This window comes from Dickeya parazeae Ech586 (assembly GCF_000025065.1).
GTDB classification, from domain to species: Bacteria; Pseudomonadota; Gammaproteobacteria; order Enterobacterales; family Enterobacteriaceae; genus Dickeya; species Dickeya zeae.
This window is the reverse complement of the sequence record NC_013592.1, coordinates 2,082,235-2,101,085: the sequence shown is the minus strand read 5'-3', so window position 1 is coordinate 2,101,085 and position 18,851 is coordinate 2,082,235. Positions and strand designations below refer to the sequence as shown.

Sequence of the window (18,851 nt, the reverse complement as noted above, 5' to 3'; positions counted from 1 at the left end):
TTCCTTCATCGGTTTCATCGCTTGCTCCTTCTTTTAACGCGCCGCCGCTTCCGCATTGGTGCGGGTAACACGGATATACACCACATACAGCAGTACCACGATGACCAACAGTTGCGTCCCCAGCGCGGCCGCCATTCCCCAGTTCATGGTGGTGTTGGTGAAAAACGCCACGAAATAACTGAGCATCTGGTCGCCAGGCCCACCGAGCAACGCGGGCGTAATGTAGTAGCCAATCGCCATCATGAACACCAGCAACGCACCGGCCGTCACCCCAGCGTAAGTCTGCGGCACATACACCCGCCAGAACGCCAGAAACGGATGCGCGCCCAGCGAAATCGCCGCCCGAACATAGTTAGGTGAAATACCTTTCATCACCGCATACAGCGGCAGCACAAAAAACGGCAACAGAATATGGGTCATGGAGATATAGACACCGATGCGGTTAAACACCAGCACCAGCGGCTCATCAATAATGCCCAGACCTATCAGTGAACGGTTGATCAACCCACCGGATTGCAACAACACGATCCAACTGGCGGTTCGCACAATCAGTGAGGTCCAGAACGGCAGCAACACCAGAATCATCAATAAATTAGCGCGGTTATCCGGCTGTTTCGCCAGCCAGTAAGCCAGCGGATACCCCAACGCCACACACAATAGCGTGACCACACCGGCCATCAACAACGTGCGCATCAGCACATCAACATACAACGCCTGATCTGCCGGTTGCGCCACCACCTTATCGGTTTGTGGGTCGACCTTATGGTCAAACACCGCCAGCAGGTAATAGCTGGTAAACGGACTTGACGCTCGCTCGATGGTTTTCCAGGTGTTGAGCTCACCCCACATCGGCTGCTCGGCGATCAGTTGCTCACGCAACCCCGGCTGTTCATCCGACGGCAGTTTACGCAGAGTACGGGTAATCAACGTGCGGTACTGGCTGTCTTCATACCCCAGCCGCTTGGTGATCGTGGCGACCTGCCCGGTACTGCGGGCATTACGCAGATCGCTCACCAGCGCACGAAACACACTTTCATCCGGTACCGCTTTGCCAGGCCAATTCCGCATCGCCTCCACCGTCATCGGCATACTGACGCGCAAGTCCGGGTTAGACACGCTTTTGCCCAGAATCGACAGTATCGGGAACAGAAAACTGACCAGAATAAACAGGAATAGGGGTGCTATCAGCAACAGCGACCGTTTCTGATAGCGGGCCTGCGCCTGACGCAGTTGCTGTTTCAGACTGGTGCGACCTTCCTGATTACCGACTGGCGGTTCAGCCTTCAACATCTCACTCTGGGACATAAGCGTGCTCTCCTTGTTCAATACCGGTTCAGGATTACTTCTGGGCAGCCCAGGCGTTGAAGCGCTGTTCCAGCTCTTCGCCGTGATCAATCCAGAATTCGGTATCGACCTGTACAGACTGGGTCAGGTTATCCGGAGCGGTCGGCAGGTTGTTGCTGATGGCCGGGTTCAGTAACGCAGTGGTTTTACTGTTGGTCGGCCCATAAGCGATGTTTTCAGCAAACACCTTCTGGTTTTCCGGCTGGTTAGCGAACGCGATAAACTGTTCAGCCAGCGCTTTATGCTTGGAGCCTTTGACAATCGCCCAGCTATCCAAATCGTACAGGCCATCTTTCCAGACGATATTGATGCCCGGTTTTTCTTTCTGCGCCACGGCCACGCGACCATTGTAGGCAGAGGTCATGACCACATCCCCGGCCACCAGCCACTGCAACGGCTGTGCACCGGATTCCCACCACTGAATATTGGATTTGATCTGATCGAGTTTCTTGAACGCGCGATCGACACCCGCCGGGGTCGCCAGCACGGTGTAGACATCTTCACGTTTCACACCATCGGCCAACAAAGCGATTTCCAGCGTGAACTTGGCGCTCTTGCGCAGCGCGCGCTTGCCGGGGAAGTTTTTCACATCCCAGAAATCAGCCCAGCTTTTGGGGGCCTGCTGTAATTTATTGGCGTTGTAAGTCAGCACCGTGGACCAGACAAAAATCCCGGCACCGCATTCCGAGACGGCACCTTTAACAAAGTCAGCCTGATGACCCAGTTTTTGCCAGTCCAGCGGTTCGAACAGCCCCTCGTTACATCCACGCAGCAGTTCCGGACCTTCCACTTCCACCACATCCCAGCCAACCTGCCCTGTCTGCACCATTGCGCGGATACGAGCCATTTCACCATTGTATTCACCGGCTTCGATCGTGCCTTTGCCCGCGGCCTGGAACGGCTTATAAAACGCCTTGTCCTGTGCGTCTTTGTTGGTGCCGCCAAAGGAAATCACGGTCAGATTATCAGCCCAGCTCTGGGAGGCCATGGCAACGAGCAGAGCGGATAGTGCAAATTTTTTCAACATGGTCTGGCTCCTAAAGAGAGTAGTCAACGTATGTCCATAAGGGGAAAACCCTTAAATTTTTTTGATGCATGACATCATTCTGTATAGCAGTTTTCATGCCAGTTTCTATCGACTGGATTAAAAACCGCCGGATGGAGCCGTGGAAGTGCTACGCTGTGCAAACTGCACAGTGCTGGTGTTATTTTTAATCTGATAGCCTGTTTTTGACTGCGACAGTCGGCGGAGGGCTTGCCTTGTTATGGTGCAGTGGGTAAACAGACTGCACCAGACTGGCCCGACCGTACCTGACATGAACATCCTTGTTCATCCGAATGCATCCGTCGTCAGGCTGATGGGGTAAGGTCAACGCAGAGATATTTCATCTCCAGGTATTCCTCAATGCCGAAGCGTGAACCTTCTCGTCCCAACCCCGACTGTTTTACCCCGCCAAACGGGGCGACTTCGTTAGAAATGAGGCCGGTATTAATGCCGACCATGCCGTACTCCAGCGCTTCCGGCACACGCCACTGGCGGATGGCGTCACGGGTATAGACGTAGGCCGCCAGGCCAAACTCGGTGTCGTTGGCCATCGCCACCGCCTGCGCCTCATCGTCAAACGGGAACAACGGTGCCACCGGCCCGAAGGTTTCCTCTCGCGCAAACCGCATCTCGCGCGTTACGCCACCTATCACCGTCGGCGTAAAGAACGTGCCGCCCAGCGCATGGCGTGAACCGCCGGTCAGCAACGTCGCCCCTTTGGCCAGCGCATCGCTAATATGCAATTCAACCTTGCCGACCGCGTCCTGATCAATCAGCGGGCCTTGCGTCACGCCGGGTTGAGTCCCCTCGCCCACGCTCAGTTTTTCCACCTCCTCCACCAGCCGTGCAGCCAGTGCCGGGTAGATCCCTCGCTGAACATAAATGCGGTTGGCACAAACACAGGTCTGCCCGCTATTGCGGAACTTGGACGCCAGAATGCCTTTTATCGCCAGTTCCAGGTCGGCATCGTCAAACACGATGAACGGCGCGTTGCCGCCCAGTTCCAGCGACAGTTTTTTCACCGTCGGCGCACTTTGCGCCATCAAAATGCGGCCAACTTCGGTAGACCCGGTAAAGCTCAGCTTGCGCACCACCGGGCTATCACACAGCACTTTACCCACTGAGGCGGCTTCGCCAGTCACCACCTGCAACACACCCGCAGGGATGCCCGCCTGTAGCGCCAGCTCCGCCAGCGCCAGTGCGGTGAACGGTGTCTGCTCCGCCGGTTTGACTATCATGGTGCACCCAGCCGCCAGTGCAGGCGCCGCTTTACGGGTAATCATCGCCGCCGGGAAGTTCCACGGTGTGATCGCCGCGCATACGCCGATGCCTTGCTTAATCACCAGCAGGCGTTGATTGGCCTGCGGCGACTGCAACACACTGCCTTCTACCCGCTTCGCCTCTTCGGCAAACCAGTCGATAAACGAATTAGCGTAAGCGATTTCCCCACGGGCTTCCGCCAGCGGTTTCCCCTGTTCAGCGGTGAGGATCGCCGCCAAATCATCCTGATGGTCACGAATCAATTGCGCCCATGCCTGCATCAGTGCCGCACGCTCTTTACCGGTACGCTGACGCCACGCCACCAGCGCCTGCTCGGCCTGCGCAATCGCCAGCTGAGTCTGCTGCGCCGTGACCAGCGGAATGCTGCCCAGTTCATCACCGGTCGCCGGGTTGTTCACGCTCAGGCGAGCGCCGTTATGGCTGTCTTGCCACTCGTCGCCAATCAGACATTGCTGGCGGAATAACGCTTTATTTTTTAGTTGCATAGCTACCTTTTCGCTCACAGCTCACTTCGCCAGAACCTGGGCCAGAATAGACAGTGCTTTGCTGAACTGGGCATCCGGAATGGTCAGCGGATACAGAAAACGGATCACGTTGCCATGCGTACCGCAGGTCAGTAACAGCAGCCCTTGTTCCAGCGCCGCTTGCTGGTATTTTTTGGTGATTTCCGCGCTCGGTTTGCCGGTTTGCGGGTCAGTAAACTCCACCGCCACCATTGAGCCACGGGCACGGATATCAGCGATCGCCGGGTTGGCGGTTTTCGCCTGTTCCAGCGCTTCAACCAGTGTAGCGCCAAGGCGTTGGGCACGCTGGCACAGTTGTTCCTCTTCAATCACATCCAGTACGGCCAGCGCCGAGGCCACCGCCAGCGGGTTACCCGCATAGGTACCACCCAGCCCGCCGGGGCCCGGTGCGTCCATCACCTCGGCACGCCCTACCACGCCAGAAATCGGGAAGCCGCCACCCAGGCTTTTCGCCATGGTGATCAGGTCCGCTTTATCGTTGTAATACTCCATCGCGAACACCTTGCCGGTACGGGCAAAGCCGCTCTGTACTTCATCGGCAATCAGCAACATGCCGTATTTGTCACACAGTTGGCGCACACCACTAATGAATTCCGGCGGTGCCACATTGAATCCCCCTTCGCCTTGTACCGGCTCCAGCAGAATGGCGGCGACCTGATCGGCACCGATATCGGTATGCAGAATGCGATCAATGCTCTCCAGCGCCTGTTCTACCGTAACGCCGTGTTGGGCATTCGGGTACAGCGCATGGAAAATGGACCCTGGGAACGGGCCGAAACCGGTGGAATACGGAGCCACTTTACCGGTCAGCGTCAGGGTCAGCAGCGTACGGCCGTGGAACGCCGCGCCAAAGGCAATCACGCCAGGGCGTTTGGTGTAAGCGCGGGCAATTTTCACTGCGTTTTCAACCGCCTCGGCCCCGGTGGTGAAGAAAGCCGTTTTGGCAGGACCAGCGATCGGCGCCAGTGCATTCAGGCGTTCTGCCAGCGCCACATAGCTGCCGTAAGGCACGATTTGGTAGGCGGTGTGGGTGAATTTTTCCAGTTGCTCGCGTACCGCCGCCAGCAGTTTAGGGTGACGGTGGCCGGTGTTCAGTACCGCAATCCCGGCTGCAAAATCAATATACTCGCGCCCTTCAACATCCCACAGGGTGGCGTTTTCCGCCTTGTCGGCATAGAAATCACACATCACACCCACGCCACGCGGCGTGGCGGCCAAACGACGTTGATTCAATTCGCTGTTACTCATTTTCCGCTCCGATTCGATGAACACACCACCCAATAAGGGTTGACGATTGACGTTACGATGTTGTTATTTATCTCCTCTATGGCCCTATAATCCAGAGCCAGTTTTTAATATTTAAAGGATCCACTTTGCGCTCACTACTGACCGATTTGCTGCTGCAGGGGCTGGAACGCCAGTTGGAAGGCACCCTCAACAAGCGGCTGTACGACACCATCCGCCTGGCGATTCTCTCTGGTGATATCGCGCCGGGACGGCGTTTACCCTCGTCCCGCGACCTGGCGCAGCAGTTATCGCTATCGCGCAATACGGTGATCGCCGCCTTTGAACAACTGCTGGCGGAAGGTTATATCGAGACCCGTACCGGCAGCGGCAGTTACGTCACCGAACAGTTGCCAGACACCCATACGCCGGATATGCGCGACGATACGCTGTCGCCACTGCGTCCGGCCATACAGGAAATTTCCCGGAGGGGTATGCATCTGCTGGGGTATGCCGGTGCATCGGCTCGCCAGTGGGGGGCGTTTATGCCGGGTGTTCCGGATATCGCCAGCTTTCCGCATGACCTATGGCGGCGGCTGCAAACCCGCCTGTCGCGCCGCCTGAAGCCGGAACAACTCTCTTACTCACCGATCGGCGGTTGCCCGGAACTGCAACAGGCGCTGGTGGACTACCTGCGGGTGGCGCGTTCGGTGACCTGTACACCGGAACAAATCCTGATCACCGAAGGGACCCATCAGGCGATGGATCTGCTGGCCAAAATGCTGTGCAACCCGGGTGATTTGGCCTGGATTGAAGACCCCTGCTATTGGGGCATGCGCAATGTGTTGACCATCAATGGCCTGCGTGTCGCGCCAGTGGCGGTAGATGAGCAAGGCATGGTGCCGCCGGACGATGTCTCGCCGCACTCGGTGCCCCGGTTGATTTGCGTTACGCCATCACATCAGTACCCGTTAGGGGCGGTGATGAGCCTGGCCCGTCGCCAGCGGTTGCTGGCATTGGCGCAGGAGCACAACAGTTGGGTCATTGAAGACGATTACGATAGCGAATTCCGCTTTTCCGGCAGCCCGATTCCGGCCTTGCAAGGGCTCCAGACGCAACCGCCGGTTATCTACATCGGCACCTTCAGCAAAACACTCTATCCGGGGCTGCGAGTCAGTTACATGGTGCTGCCGCCGCAACTGGCGCGAGAACTGAAAATAGCGCACGCCGAGCTGTACCGTGGCGGGCACCTGCTGACGCAACTAACGCTAAGCCAGTTCATCAGTGAAGGGCACTACGCCGCCCACATCCGACGTATGCGCCTGTTGTACGCCCGCCGTCGCGCGCTGTTGAGCGAATTGATCGTGCAGCATTTAGGAGATGGCTACCTCGGCTATAACAGTAACGCCGGGCTACACCTGATTCTGCGCTTGCCCGACCCCATCGATGACGTGGTGCTGGCCACCCGTATTCTGCAACACGGCGTGATGGTCAAACCGCTTTCCAGTTACTACCTGCACCCAACGCATCAGCGCGGGCTGCTGCTCGGTTACGCCGGTGTGGATGAGGCTGAAATAGTACAGGCATTTGACGTGATTCTTCGCTGTTTACGCGCTCTGGAAAAGCCACACGACTAAGGCCCCCGAGAGCGCCGCGCCCCTACTTGCCACCCTCCCCAATCGGTGGCAGTAGCCCTCCTCCAACCTCACGTTTTCGCTCGCGCCATTGCACAGCATTGGTGCTTTCACTTAACAAAAAATCACCATTTTGATGCAATCTCAGCAAACAATGCACCATACTGTTCAGGCATCCTATTTGTTGCACCAGTGTTAATGCTGTGCAATATGCACTGTTAACACACCGGGTAATAGCCGAACATCCGCGTTCATCACGGTAACCGGCTGAACATCTGACGCCTCTTTTTTATTCCAAACCAATAAGAATAGTTTCTCAATTAAGTATCAGGCACGACTTATGCATAAGTCATTATCAGCATCGAGCTACGACACGTGAGAGAAGGGAAGAATGAAAACCTACGTCAGCTTCAAAAATATTCAAAAAACCTACGATGGCGATCGTCTGGTGGTCAAAAACCTGAATCTGGATATTCAGGAAGGTGAATTCCTGACCATGCTGGGCCCGTCCGGCTCCGGTAAAACCACCAGTCTGATGATGCTGGCCGGGTTTGAAACGCCTACGCAGGGTGAAATCCTGCTGCGTGACACCCCATTGCACAACCTCCCCCCACATCAGCGCGGCATCGGCATGGTATTTCAAAACTATGCCTTGTTCCCGCATATGACGGTGGCGGAAAACCTGGCGTTTCCACTGTCCATTCGCCGCCTGAACCGCAGTGACATCAAAGAGAAAGTGGACCGCGTGCTGGACCGCGTCAAGCTGGCTAATCTGGCTGACCGCTACCCGGCGCAGATGTCGGGCGGCCAGCAGCAGCGCGTGGCGCTGGCCAGAGCGCTGGTGTTTGAGCCCCGGTTGGTGCTGATGGATGAACCCTTGGGCGCGCTGGACAAGCAACTTCGCGAACATATGCAACTGGAAATCAAGGAACTACACCGGGCGTTAGAACTTACCGTGGTGTACGTCACCCACGATCAGAGCGAAGCGATGACCATGTCAGACCGGGTCGCGGTGTTCAATGACGGCATCATCCAACAGATGGACAGCCCGAGCGATATCTACGAACACCCACAAAATACCTTCGTGGCGCAATTTATCGGTGAAAACAATACGCTGATTGCCACCCAATGCGGCAGCGACGGCAATTATTATCAGGCTCAACTGGATGATGGCACCGTTCTGCGTGCGCTGAAAGTGCGCCCCAGTTCACCGGGTAAAAAAATCCATCTGTGCATCCGCCCGGAGCGAGTAAAAGTTAACGCCAGCGTCCTGCCAGATGGTGCCCAGCAGGTTCGTGCCCATATCCAGCAATTTATCTATCTTGGTGATCACGTCCGCATGATGACCGAGGTAGCAGGACAGCCGCAATTTATGGTGAAACTGCCCGCCAGCGACGTTAATCCGAACTGGCAAATTGGCAGTGAAATCCACTTATCCTGGTTGCCGGAGCACCTGCGCGCACTGGATGTGGTCGTCGTACAGTAAAACGCCGCGGCTCGGCGTGGATCCCACCATCGATCAACGCTGGGCCAGTAATGTGGGCCGAACCGCTAATCCGGATAGTCCACGTTTGGGTAGCGCGCCTTCGCTGGGTAAATCATCTTCGTTAGGTAAACCGTCGTCTTTGAGCAGATAGTCATCTTTGATGTAGATAGTCGTCTTTGATGTAGATAGTCGTCTGCCCAAAAGCATGCCAAGATGATCACGCCACAGGCGGTGAGTGTTTCAGCGCTAACTGCCCTCTCAAATACCGACTTTCACACACGGAGCGTCTTAGCTATGCCACATGTTGCCATCAAGTATTTTCCCCGCAATCTGCCGGAAACCGTTAAACAGGATTTGGCAAACGATATCAGCGACCTGCTCAAGAAGTACCTGAACGCGGAAGACAAGTCTATCTCGGTGGCGTTAACCGAAGTTACGCCAGATCGCTGGAAAGACACCGTTTACGATATCGAAATTGGTCCAGAACTGGATAACCTCACCAAAAAACCGGGCTATTCGATGTAACAACAACGCCTGAATACGTTATCGGTAATAAAAGTCTTACTGCGAGATAGTGTCTTACTGATAATGCCACTGAGCGGCTTCCGTTACCCGGTGTATCGCAAGGTTCGTGTGGGCCTTGTGATGCACCGCAATTCTATTCTTCATTAGCTTGAGTGCCCCCACCAAAAGAGTCGCAACGCTTTTCGCTCTCGATCCGTTGCGGGGATATCCGATGATGACCGGCGCAGCTCCCCACATTAACGACCTGGATCGTGTTGCAGGACGCCCCGGATCGTGTTCCGGGACGCCATGATGCTGCGCAGCATAGTAAAAAAGCCGCTGATTTATTCCAACAGAGGCATCCATGATGTTAAGACAAGCGCTCCTTTTACTATCGGTTCTACTTTTTTCTATACAGGTTCAGGCGTATCCAGGATTTCGGCTGATGACATTGTCAGACCAGAAGGGGGAACCGCTGAATGTGGCAGTATGGTATCCAACACCTGCTGGAGAAACTATGGAAACGGTAGGAGAGAATCCCGCCTTTATCGGCGTTCCCGTCATCCGCAATGCGCCTCCACTATCAGGAGAACACCCTCTTCTTGTGATATCACATGGTTACAATGGAAGCTGGCGAAGTCTGTCGTGGATTGCACAAGCCATGGCAATGCAGGGATACATCGTTGCGGCACCGGACCATCCCGGAACAACTATCTTTAACCAGAACCCTGTTGAGGCTAAAAAACTGTGGAAACGCCCGCGCGATATTGCCCGGGTTATTGATTCCGTCATTAACACTCCAGAATTATTCGGGAAAACAGACAACGACCGCATTGCCGCTTTAGGGCACTCCCTCGGAGGGTGGACGGTCATGTCGCTGGCAGGTGCCCGGTTTGATCCTGCGAGATTGCTGCATGACTGCCAGCAATACCCACAGCGAGGTGACTGTAAGTTAACGGAAAATCTTGGCATAAATGACGCGTCGGCACAGGAAAAACTGTCTGCAGACTACAGGGATGCCAGAATCAGAGCCGTCGTTTCTCTTGACCTCGGATTAGCCCCCGGTTTTACGCCTCACAGCCTGCGTGATATCAACATACCTGTACTGATTCTGGCGGCCCGTAATGACAGGCTGGGAGAACTGCCTTTCAGCCAGGAGTCAGGGTATATTGCCGCACAGATGTCGCCACAGTGGAGCCACTTCGACACCATTGACGGCGCAACCCACTTCAGTTTTATGCAATTGTGTAAAACCGGTGCTGAACAAGTCATTGATGAAGACTCACCGGGCAATGGCATTGTATGCCGTGACGGCAATGGTGCCAGCCGGACAGATATCCATAAGGAGCTGGTACGTGAAATTAGTTCATTCCTGAGCTTATCTCTGAATTATCACGTGCCTGCTGGCGAAATAAAGTAGGAGACACGCCAGTTACTCGCTGGAACTCCCGGTTAAAATTCGATTTAGTGATAAATCCAGACTCCAGCATAATTTCCGTAACGGGCAACGAAGAGCTCAGCAGCAATTCCTTCGCCCGTTCAATCCTGAATCCGTTGACCCACTGCGAGACATTACACTGCTTTACCGCGTTTACCGCCCCTGAAAGATGTCGTGCAGGAATACCGGTTTTCCTCGCCAGGGCGCTGAGTGTCAGATCGGAGTTAAGGTAGAGTTGCTTTTCACGAACCTGCGTCTCAAGCCGTGTATACACCTCCGACACATCTTCCGAAGAACGTACTGAACATGCCGGTGGTGGTGTTTCCCCGGAATCCGTTCCAGACATTGCAGCCGCCCTTCCTGCGCTGATGATAGCAATACCGATAAGCGGCAGTAGTATTATCTGAAAAATAACAACCATGCCAGGAGCCAGTTTTCCACCGTTGATATCGAAGTCAAATACGACCAGAAGATCCGTCACTGCGGATATGCACAGAAAGCAACCCGCGAAAAAGGCCATCTTTGTCGTCTGTGATAATTCCTCCAGTCGGCTTAGAGTGAACTGCTGCTCTCCCTGCCATGCAATACGAAACAGGCTGCATCCGTAGCCAGCAAATAGCGCAATGAGAATAAAATCAATCGAAACTGGCCAGACTATCCTGATACATAATGAAACGGCGGCAGGCACAAATAGCAGTAACAAGCGCCGTTGCCTGGTAATGTCCGTCATTGAGATGAAACTGTGCCAGGCGACAGGGGGTAGAAACATTGCTAACCCTGACTGAATATTCCGCAACATGATAGAGTCATATTCCCAGCGGAGCATGCTCACAGATAGCAGGACTACGCAGGCGACAAGAAAATGCAATGTACCACGGTGACGTGGTTTTCCGGGCAACAGCGTCATCACCAGTAAGAAAAGTAGGGCCAGTAAGGTAACAACCGGAAAAGGAACAGAGAACATGTGGCAAACCATAATAGGAAAATACCAATAATAATTACACACCTGCCTGCGCATTGTCTCCTTTGACGTCATTTTGCCGAGATATCGCTCTGCGGGAGTATAAAGCGAACCTTTATCGGATAGGATTTATACAACTGTTAAAAAGCGAGCACCTCGCTTAGGGCCGTCTTCACATTACGCGGATAGTATCAGTCGGTGTTCAATGATGAGACGCTGTGCTCACCGGTTGCTGTGCAGAAATTCGTGTTATCCCGTCAAGAACAAGGCTCAGGATGGGCCTTGTTATACAAATCAATCTGTCTGTCGTTCGCCACCACGGCTTTTACCTCTTTTAGCATTGGCATAAGAATGCCAAATAAGGCATTGGTTAATATTGTGAGACTCGACCACCTACCCCCTCCCTGACCTGACCGTATGCCTGACCATGAATATGGCTCATGTTGTAATGAAATAAAGTCTCTTTCACTCACCCAGCAACTCTGGCATAAAATATGCTGAGTTAACGTATTAGCAACATGAAGACCACTAAATGATAAGATAAAGTCATTTACTATCAATGTATTAACAAGGTTTTCATATCAGGCAACAGGATAAAAGAACGCGATGACTACAAATTTTACGTTTACGATTAAGAGCAGTTGCTTCGATGAGAACTATAACCCCTCCGAAAATACGCGCATCACCACCAACTTTGCGAATTTGGCCAGGGGAACGAGCCGCCAGGAGAACTTACGCAACACATTGGTGATGATTGATAATCGCTTCAATACATTGGCGCATTGGGATAACCCCAAAGGTGATCGTTATTCTGTCGAACTTGAAATCATCTCTGTTGACCTGCATCTTGCCAATAATGACGGCACCTTCCCGGCCATTGAAATATTGAAAACGAACATTATTGACAAAAAAACAAATCAACGGATTGAAGGTATTGTAGGCAATAACTTCTCTTCTTATGTGCGAGATTATGATTTTAGTGTGTTGTTGTTAGAACATAACAATAACCACGCCGAATTTAGCGTTCCAGATAACTTTGGCGATTTGCATGGGAATATATTTAAGCATTTCGTCAACTCACAGGAATACAAAGATAATTTTAAAAAATCACCTGTAATATGCTTAAGTGTTTCCAGCAAAGATATCTATCATCGCACTGGAAACCAGCATCCTGTATTGGGTATCGAATACCAGCCGAATGGTTCTTCTTTAACCGAACAGTATTTCGAAAAAATGGGGTTACAGGTTCGCTACTTTATGCCACAACATAGTGTTGCGCCTTTGGCCTTTTATTTTTCTGGTGACTTACTGAGTGATTACACTGATCTTGAGCTTATCAGTACCATCAGCACGATGGAGACTTTCCAAAAAATTTACCGACCTGAGATTTACAATGCTAACTCTGCCGCGGGGCAATACTATCAACCCAACCTGAATAACCAGGATCATTCATTAACAAAGATTGTTTATGATCGGGAAGAGCGCAGCCAGTTAGCGATTAAACAAGGGAAGTTTACTGAAGAGCACTTCATCAAACCATACAAACATATTCTTGAACAATGGTCTGCCCATTACGCGCGTTGATTCACCAAAAATATAAGGTCACCTGCTATGAAAACATTGCTACCCACCTCGACTGCGGGCAGTTTACCCAAGCCTTCCTGGCTCGCAGAGCCTGAGAAGCTGTGGTCCCCCTGGAAATTACAGAACGAAGAGTTGATTGAAGGGAAAAAAGATGCCCTGAGTCTGTCGCTATTTGATCAACTGCGTGCGGGTATTGATATTGTCAGCGATGGCGAACAAACACGCCAACACTTTGTCACCACGTTTATTGAGCACCTGAGCGGTGTGGATTTTGAGAAACGTGAAGTCGTTAAAATTCGTAATCGCTATGATGCAAGCGTACCGACAGTGGTCGGTGCCGTAGCGCGTCAAAAACCCGTTTTTGTTGAAGATGCCAAATTCTTACGTCAACTCACCCGGCAACCCATTAAATGGGCGTTGCCGGGGCCGATGACGATGATTGATACACTCTATGATAACCACTACAAAAGCCGTGAAAAGCTCGCCTGGGAATTTGCAAAAATACTCAATCAGGAAGCGAAAGAATTAGAGGCAGCGGGTGTCGATATTATCCAGTTTGATGAGCCGGCATTTAATGTTTTCTTTGATGAGGTGAATGACTGGGGGATCGCTGCGTTAGAAAAAGCCATTGAAGGGCTGAAATGTGAAACGGCTGTACATATTTGCTATGGCTATGGCATCAAGGCCAATACCGACTGGAAAAAAACGCTAGGGTCAGAATGGCGGCAATATGAAGAAGCGTTTCCCAAACTGCAAACATCGGCTATCGATATCATCTCACTGGAATGCCATAACTCGCGTGTTCCCATGGATCTGCTGGAACTGATTCGCGGTAAAAAAGTCATGGTAGGCGCTATTGATGTGGCAACCAATACCATTGAAACACCAGAGGACGTCGCCGATACTCTACGAAAAGCGCTTCAGTTTGTGGATGCCGATAAGCTCTATCCTTCTACCAACTGTGGTATGGCTCCTTTATCTCGTCGGGTCGCCATAGGCAAACTCAACGCATTAAGCGCAGGCGCAGATATCGTGCGCAGAGAGATCCTGGCTAAATAACACCGCTGGATTATCGATCATGAAAAACGCAGTCCGTGTCAGGCGCTCAACTCAATCGCCAGACACGGACTGCGTCATATTGATCATTACGTGATGGCGGATAAAAAGCGGCGAATTGATATGATGCCGTCAACCCGACTTTTTAGACCATACCATTATTGCCATGACGCAAAAATGCTGGCCGCTGATTCAAACGCATAAACCACGCGTCAATAGCAGGCACATCGGGATGGGCAAACGGTGTCATTTTCCAGCGATTCACCGACAGCCCAAGCACCACATCCGCCAGCGTAAACGTCTCACCTGCCGCCCATGCACCGGTGCGCTGGAGTTGTTGTTCCAGAATACCAATACAGTGGTTCCACGCGTTAATGCCTTCAGCAATCGCATTCTGATCGTTATAGGCTGGGTTCTTGCGCGCCAGAGCGGGGAAGACATAACGCCAGGCGTTATTAAATTCGGTCGCCTGCCAATCCATCCAGTGCTCGACGTTGGCACACGCTTGCGGTTCATTGGGGAGTAAGTCATCGCGCCCGGCTTTACGCGCCAGATAGCGGCAAATCGAATTCGATTCCCACAGCACGAACTCATCGTCAATCAACACGGGCACCATCGCGTTCGGATTCATGGCGCGAAAGGCATCGGTTTGCGTCGAGGCAAATCCGCTACCGTAATCTTCCTGAACATAATCCAGCCCCACTTCTTCGCAGGTCCAGAGTACTTTACGCACATTGATTGACGTCGTTTTACCCAGTATTTTCAGCATGCTTCGAAGGCCCTTCCGCGTGATTAATCGTTTAAAAACACTACACCAACTTCATGCCTTGTTGCTACTGGCAACAGAGCACTGCCGGTTGCGGCACGTCGTGGACAACGACATCATCAATAGGCGCTGTGATAACTACGCAAAAAATTTTCGCAATCCCTCCTCTAAAAATGAAACACCGTTCCAGCAACCTCTTGTTTTATCAATAGTTCCAGTTATTACGATGAAAAAAATAAAAAAACAAGGTCTGATTAAATATTGTCAAAGCTCACAAAATATGAACGCAAAATTTTTTCGTATTGCGCATATTAAATACATAGTGATTTAATCATTATTGAAATAATCATCACGCGCTGACTGAGAATAAAAATGGAAAAACGCACTCTGAATAAAAATATAGACTTACTTTTAAGTGGATTTACTGAATTAAAAGATAATGGACGATTTAATGAACCCAATCTTGACGGTAGCATCGGAGATTATATTTCATTTGCCAGTTGGGAATGGCCACAGGGCGTTGGGCTATTTGGACTGGTGCGTTTATGGGAAAATAATAAATCGAATGACCTTTATCAAATTATCGATAACTGGTTTCAGAAAAATATTGAAAAAGGGCTGCCGGGCTTGAACGTTAATACCACCGCACCGATGCTTCCCTTATCGCTTTTCTGGTCTCATCACCGGCAGCCCCATTATCAGCAGGTGTTGGATAACTGGGCAACCCGTGTGATGACCGAACTCCCGCGTACACCAGAACAAGGCTTCCAGCATGTGGTTTCCGACGGCATTAATGAGATGGAGCTCTGGGACGATACGCTGTTCATGGTCGTGCTGTTCCTGGCGCACTACGGTACGGTATCCGGGCGCAAAGAACTGGTTGATGAAGCGGTGCGTCAGTTCTTGCTGCATGCACGCTACCTCAATGATCCCCAAACCGGTTTGTGGTACCACGGCTGGAGCTTTGTCGAGAACAGCAACTTTGCCAATGCCCGCTGGGCGCGTGGCAATGCGTGGATTACTGTTGGCATCCTCGAGTTACTGGATCTTGCCGATGTAGACACGGGCGTACGCGAATACCTGATCGAGTGTCTGAAAAAGCAGGTCAATACGCTGATTGACTTACAGGCAGATAACGGCGCATGGCACACCTTGCTCGACCATCCTGACTCCTATACCGAAATTTCCGCAACCGCCGGTTTTGGCTATGGCTTATTAAAAGGCACACGTATGGGAATTGGCGATGAACGGTGGCAACAGGCGGGCATGAAAGCGCTGGCAATTGTTCAGGATAATATTGATGCCAAGGGGACTGTCCATAATGTTTCTTATGGCACTCGAATGGGGAGGACACTGCAATTTTATAAAGACATTCCATTACAACCTACTGGGTATGGACAGGCGCTGGCAATATTATGCCTGAGTGAAGGATTGCATTTCGTTAATTAAAAATAAAATCAAACCATTCTCTTTCGGAGAAAAAAATAATGGCTATCGAATATAGTAATTTTAATTTAACGGCAGGTAGTGCTGTGCGCTACTGGCAGCTATCCGATATTTCAAGTTTACGCTATGACACAGTGGATTTACCGATGGCAGGCGAAATGGATCCGTTTTTCTTTTTAAGCAAACATAAGAACTTCATTCCGCATACTTACCCGTGCCGTGATATTTTTCGCCAGCACTTTTCCGAGAAAAAGCCACAACCCTTTGCAAGCGCAAACTATTCTCGTTGGTGGTTCCCTTTTGCCTCAGACAGAGTCGATCTGTCCGGTTTTTGGTTCCGTCCAACCCGCGTTGGGGCCTGGGCCAGAACGCTGCTCGATTGCCCGCAGGCAGGTGAATATCGTTTTCGCCTGACAACCTGTGGCGGAGCGGTGCTAAAGCTGAATGGTGAAGAAGTACTCTGGATGGCTGATTACCAGCGCAATCTGGAAAGCCAGCGTGAATTCAGCCTGTCACTGCATGCGGGAAAAAACGAGCTTGAGCTCTGGTTTGATGATTTAGCCGAACGTGATATTCGTTTCTTTTTCGAACTCGACTACCTCGCTGGCGAGCCGCTACACATTGCGCTGGAAACACCCCTGTCTGACACACAGGTCAAAGAGATGGAACAGCTGTTGGATGGCGTTTCCTTTGAGTATCCAGTGTATAACCGTGGCACCATTCGCCTGGCATTCCCGAAGCCTTCCTCGACGGACTATAGGTTACACGTCAATGTCCTGGGCGATTTTATCTCACTCGATAAACCCGTAGCATTTCACACCCGACTGACCGCCGGTGAGTCGCTGGTAGCCATCGCTGAAAGCGAAGAGATCCCCGCGGACTTCCGCAATTTCCACATAACGCTGCAACGCGAAGGGTTCCAGATTAGCCGCACCCTGGGGGTTGAAATCTGCCACGCCGACCGGCAGAAGGCAGTCCCACAAACACAGGAGGCGCGAATTGCTGAAGCGCTCAGCGTGGTCGCTCATGAAGGTGAATACAGCAGCGTCAAAGCTCTGGCGCGTCTGGCCTGCGGCCTTAACGATGAGCAAACCCAGCAGATGCTGGATGGCGTTTTGCCGTCCGTACTCGACTGTCATGATTGCGCAGACTTTACCCTTGTTCCGCTGTTGTGGTGCCGCGCAGTGTGGGCCGATGAGATCGATCCGGCAGTACGCGGGCGTATTGATGACGCCATCCTGCGCTTTCGATACTGGATGGATGAACCGGGCAACGATGTCCAATGGTACTTCTCTGAAAATCACGCCCTGTTGTTCCACACTGCGGCGCTACTGGCGGGCAATCTCTTCCCAGAGGCTATTTTCACTCGCTCTGGACGTAGCGGACGTGAGCAGGCGGCGGCAGGTAAAGCGCGCGTCATCACATGGCTGGACCATTTTGAACAATGCGAAATGGCCGAATGGAACTCTGCGCCCTATTTCCCCATTGACCTGAAAGGATTAACCGCACTCGCGGCGCTGTCAGGCGACGCGCAGATAAGCAAACGCGCGATTGCAGCCATAGAGCGCCTGCTCACGCAGATTGCCCGTTCAGCCCATCAAGGCTTTCTGACCGCCTCGCAGGGACGTTCGTACGAACACACCCTACGCGCCGGACGCTCTCTGGAACTTGCGGCCATTTCGCGTTTGCTCTGGGGAAAAGGCAACTACGGCTGTCGCTTCCATGCACTGCCGCAATTAGCACTTCTGCTGCGTGACGGCCTGCTCAACCCGCCGAGGGAGCTCGCTGACGTTGCCGCCTGGCAAAAAGAGAGCGCTACCGAGTGGTGTTTCGCGCAAGGTGCCAACCGAATTGCCCGACTGTATCACTACAAAAACCGCCATGCGGCAATGGGGTCGATAGCGGGCTACCGCTGGGGTGAATGGGGCTATCAGGAGACACCTTTTCATTTACGCCTTGGCAGCCAACCCGAAGCGCAGATCTGGATCAATCATCCGGGAGAGACCCTGCACGGTGGCTTCGGTCGCCCCTCCTACTGGGGTGGATGCGGCACGCTCCCCCGCGTTCAGCAATATCGAGGATTGGCCGTGCTGATTTTCAATTTGCACGAGGGCCAACCGTCCTTTACCCACGCGTGGCTGCCGCAAAGCCAGTTTGATGAGGTCGCTATCAACAACCAGTACGCAGCCGTACGCAGCGGTGACGGGATGGCGTTACTGATGGGAAACCAGGCGTTTGAAACGGTGAATACAGGCCCAACCCGAGACTGTGAAATTCGCCTTAACGGGCGGCAAACCTGTTGGCTGGTGCGCATCAACGACCGTGTCGATAGCAGTCTGGACACCTTTAGCACGCGCTTTAGTTGCCTGGCAATGACTCAGCACGACGACGGCAGCATAGAAGTGAACGATCCGCTGTACGGCACAGTGCGTTTCTTTGCTGACGGGCGAGTGAACGCCGAAGGCCGCACGCTTGACCCTCAGCAGTGGAGCGTCGTGGGCAGTAGCTGTGAACTTCCTCTGTAGCCAACACCCGACACAGACCGGGCAAGGGAAATA

15 protein-coding genes are annotated in these 18,851 nt (G+C 52.5%); 8 read left to right on the top strand and 7 right to left on the bottom strand.

Annotated features, from left to right (window positions below; genetic code table 11):
* Window positions 1-33: 33 nt before the first annotated feature.
* The 4 genes from DD586_RS09190 to DD586_RS09175 all read right to left on the bottom strand — a co-directional run bounded on the left by DD586_RS09190 (window position 34) and on the right by DD586_RS09175 (window position 5,442).
* Window positions 34-1,305: an ABC transporter permease gene (locus DD586_RS09190; protein ID WP_012884534.1), complete on the bottom strand. Its 1,272-nt coding sequence runs from the start codon at window positions 1,303-1,305 to the stop codon at window positions 34-36.
* Window positions 1,306-1,339: 34 nt separating this feature from the next.
* Window positions 1,340-2,371, bottom strand: coding sequence for an ABC transporter substrate-binding protein (locus DD586_RS09185; protein ID WP_012884533.1), 1,032 nt, complete (start codon window positions 2,369-2,371; stop codon window positions 1,340-1,342).
* Window positions 2,372-2,694: 323 nt separating this feature from the next.
* Window positions 2,695-4,155, bottom strand: a complete 1,461-nt coding sequence (locus DD586_RS09180) for an NAD-dependent succinate-semialdehyde dehydrogenase (protein WP_012884532.1) — start codon at window positions 4,153-4,155, stop codon at window positions 2,695-2,697.
* Between the two features lie 21 nt (window positions 4,156-4,176).
* Window positions 4,177-5,442 carry a 4-aminobutyrate--2-oxoglutarate transaminase gene (locus DD586_RS09175; RefSeq protein WP_012884531.1) on the bottom strand — a complete coding sequence of 422 codons (1,266 nt, stop codon included), beginning with the start codon at window positions 5,440-5,442 and terminating at the stop codon, window positions 4,177-4,179.
* Window positions 5,443-5,567: 125 nt separating this feature from the next.
* On the opposite strand from DD586_RS09175, the gene pdxR reads away from it, so the two are divergent.
* Window positions 5,568-7,055 (top strand): MocR-like pyridoxine biosynthesis transcription factor PdxR, encoded by a 1,488-nt coding sequence (gene pdxR, locus DD586_RS09170; RefSeq protein WP_012884530.1) that lies wholly within the window; start codon window positions 5,568-5,570, stop codon window positions 7,053-7,055.
* 388 nt (window positions 7,056-7,443) lie between these two features.
* On the top strand, window positions 7,444-8,538 hold the full coding sequence (locus DD586_RS09165) for an ABC transporter ATP-binding protein (protein ID WP_012884528.1): 1,095 nt from the start codon (window positions 7,444-7,446) through the stop codon (window positions 8,536-8,538).
* A 33-nt stretch (window positions 8,539-8,571) separates the two neighbouring features.
* On the opposite strand, the gene DD586_RS21990 is transcribed toward DD586_RS09165, so the two are convergent.
* Window positions 8,572-8,745: a hypothetical protein gene (locus DD586_RS21990; RefSeq protein ID WP_157668896.1), complete on the bottom strand. Its 174-nt coding sequence runs from the start codon at window positions 8,743-8,745 to the stop codon at window positions 8,572-8,574.
* 87 nt (window positions 8,746-8,832) lie between these two features.
* On the opposite strand from DD586_RS21990, the gene pptA reads away from it, so the two are divergent.
* Both pptA and DD586_RS09150 read left to right on the top strand, forming a co-directional pair.
* Window positions 8,833-9,063: a tautomerase PptA gene (gene pptA / locus DD586_RS09160; RefSeq protein ID WP_012884527.1), complete on the top strand. Its 231-nt coding sequence runs from the start codon at window positions 8,833-8,835 to the stop codon at window positions 9,061-9,063.
* A gap of 346 nt (window positions 9,064-9,409) precedes the next feature.
* On the top strand, window positions 9,410-10,462 hold the full coding sequence (locus DD586_RS09150) for an alpha/beta hydrolase family protein (protein WP_012884526.1): 1,053 nt from the start codon (window positions 9,410-9,412) through the stop codon (window positions 10,460-10,462).
* Here DD586_RS09150 and DD586_RS09145 read toward each other — a convergent pair.
* Entirely contained in the window at window positions 10,404-11,498 is a 1,095-nt protein-coding gene (locus tag DD586_RS09145) for a helix-turn-helix domain-containing protein (protein WP_012884525.1), read from the bottom strand. The two genes, DD586_RS09150 and DD586_RS09145, sit on opposite strands and share 59 nt — an antisense overlap.
* Window positions 11,499-12,047: 549 nt before the next feature.
* Between DD586_RS09145 and DD586_RS09140 the strand changes: the two genes are divergently transcribed.
* Both DD586_RS09140 and DD586_RS09135 read left to right on the top strand, forming a co-directional pair.
* Window positions 12,048-13,025, top strand: coding sequence for a DUF1852 domain-containing protein (locus DD586_RS09140; RefSeq protein WP_012884524.1), 978 nt, complete (start codon window positions 12,048-12,050; stop codon window positions 13,023-13,025).
* A 27-nt stretch (window positions 13,026-13,052) separates the two neighbouring features.
* Window positions 13,053-14,084 carry a methionine synthase gene (locus DD586_RS09135; RefSeq protein ID WP_012884523.1) on the top strand — a complete coding sequence of 344 codons (1,032 nt, stop codon included), beginning with the start codon at window positions 13,053-13,055 and terminating at the stop codon, window positions 14,082-14,084.
* A gap of 142 nt (window positions 14,085-14,226) precedes the next feature.
* On the opposite strand, the gene DD586_RS09130 is transcribed toward DD586_RS09135, so the two are convergent.
* A complete protein-coding gene (locus tag DD586_RS09130; RefSeq protein ID WP_012884522.1) occupies window positions 14,227-14,850 on the bottom strand; it encodes a glutathione S-transferase family protein in 624 nt (207 codons plus the stop codon).
* A gap of 369 nt (window positions 14,851-15,219) precedes the next feature.
* Here DD586_RS09130 and bglB point away from each other — a divergent pair, with 369 nt between their 5' ends.
* Window positions 15,220-16,296 carry a beta-galactosidase BglB gene (gene bglB, locus DD586_RS09125; RefSeq protein ID WP_012884521.1) on the top strand — a complete coding sequence of 359 codons (1,077 nt, stop codon included), beginning with the start codon at window positions 15,220-15,222 and terminating at the stop codon, window positions 16,294-16,296.
* A gap of 38 nt (window positions 16,297-16,334) precedes the next feature.
* Window positions 16,335-18,818 carry a PA14 domain-containing protein gene (locus DD586_RS09120; protein ID WP_012884520.1) on the top strand — a complete coding sequence of 828 codons (2,484 nt, stop codon included), beginning with the start codon at window positions 16,335-16,337 and terminating at the stop codon, window positions 18,816-18,818.
* Window positions 18,819-18,851 lie beyond the last annotated feature (33 nt).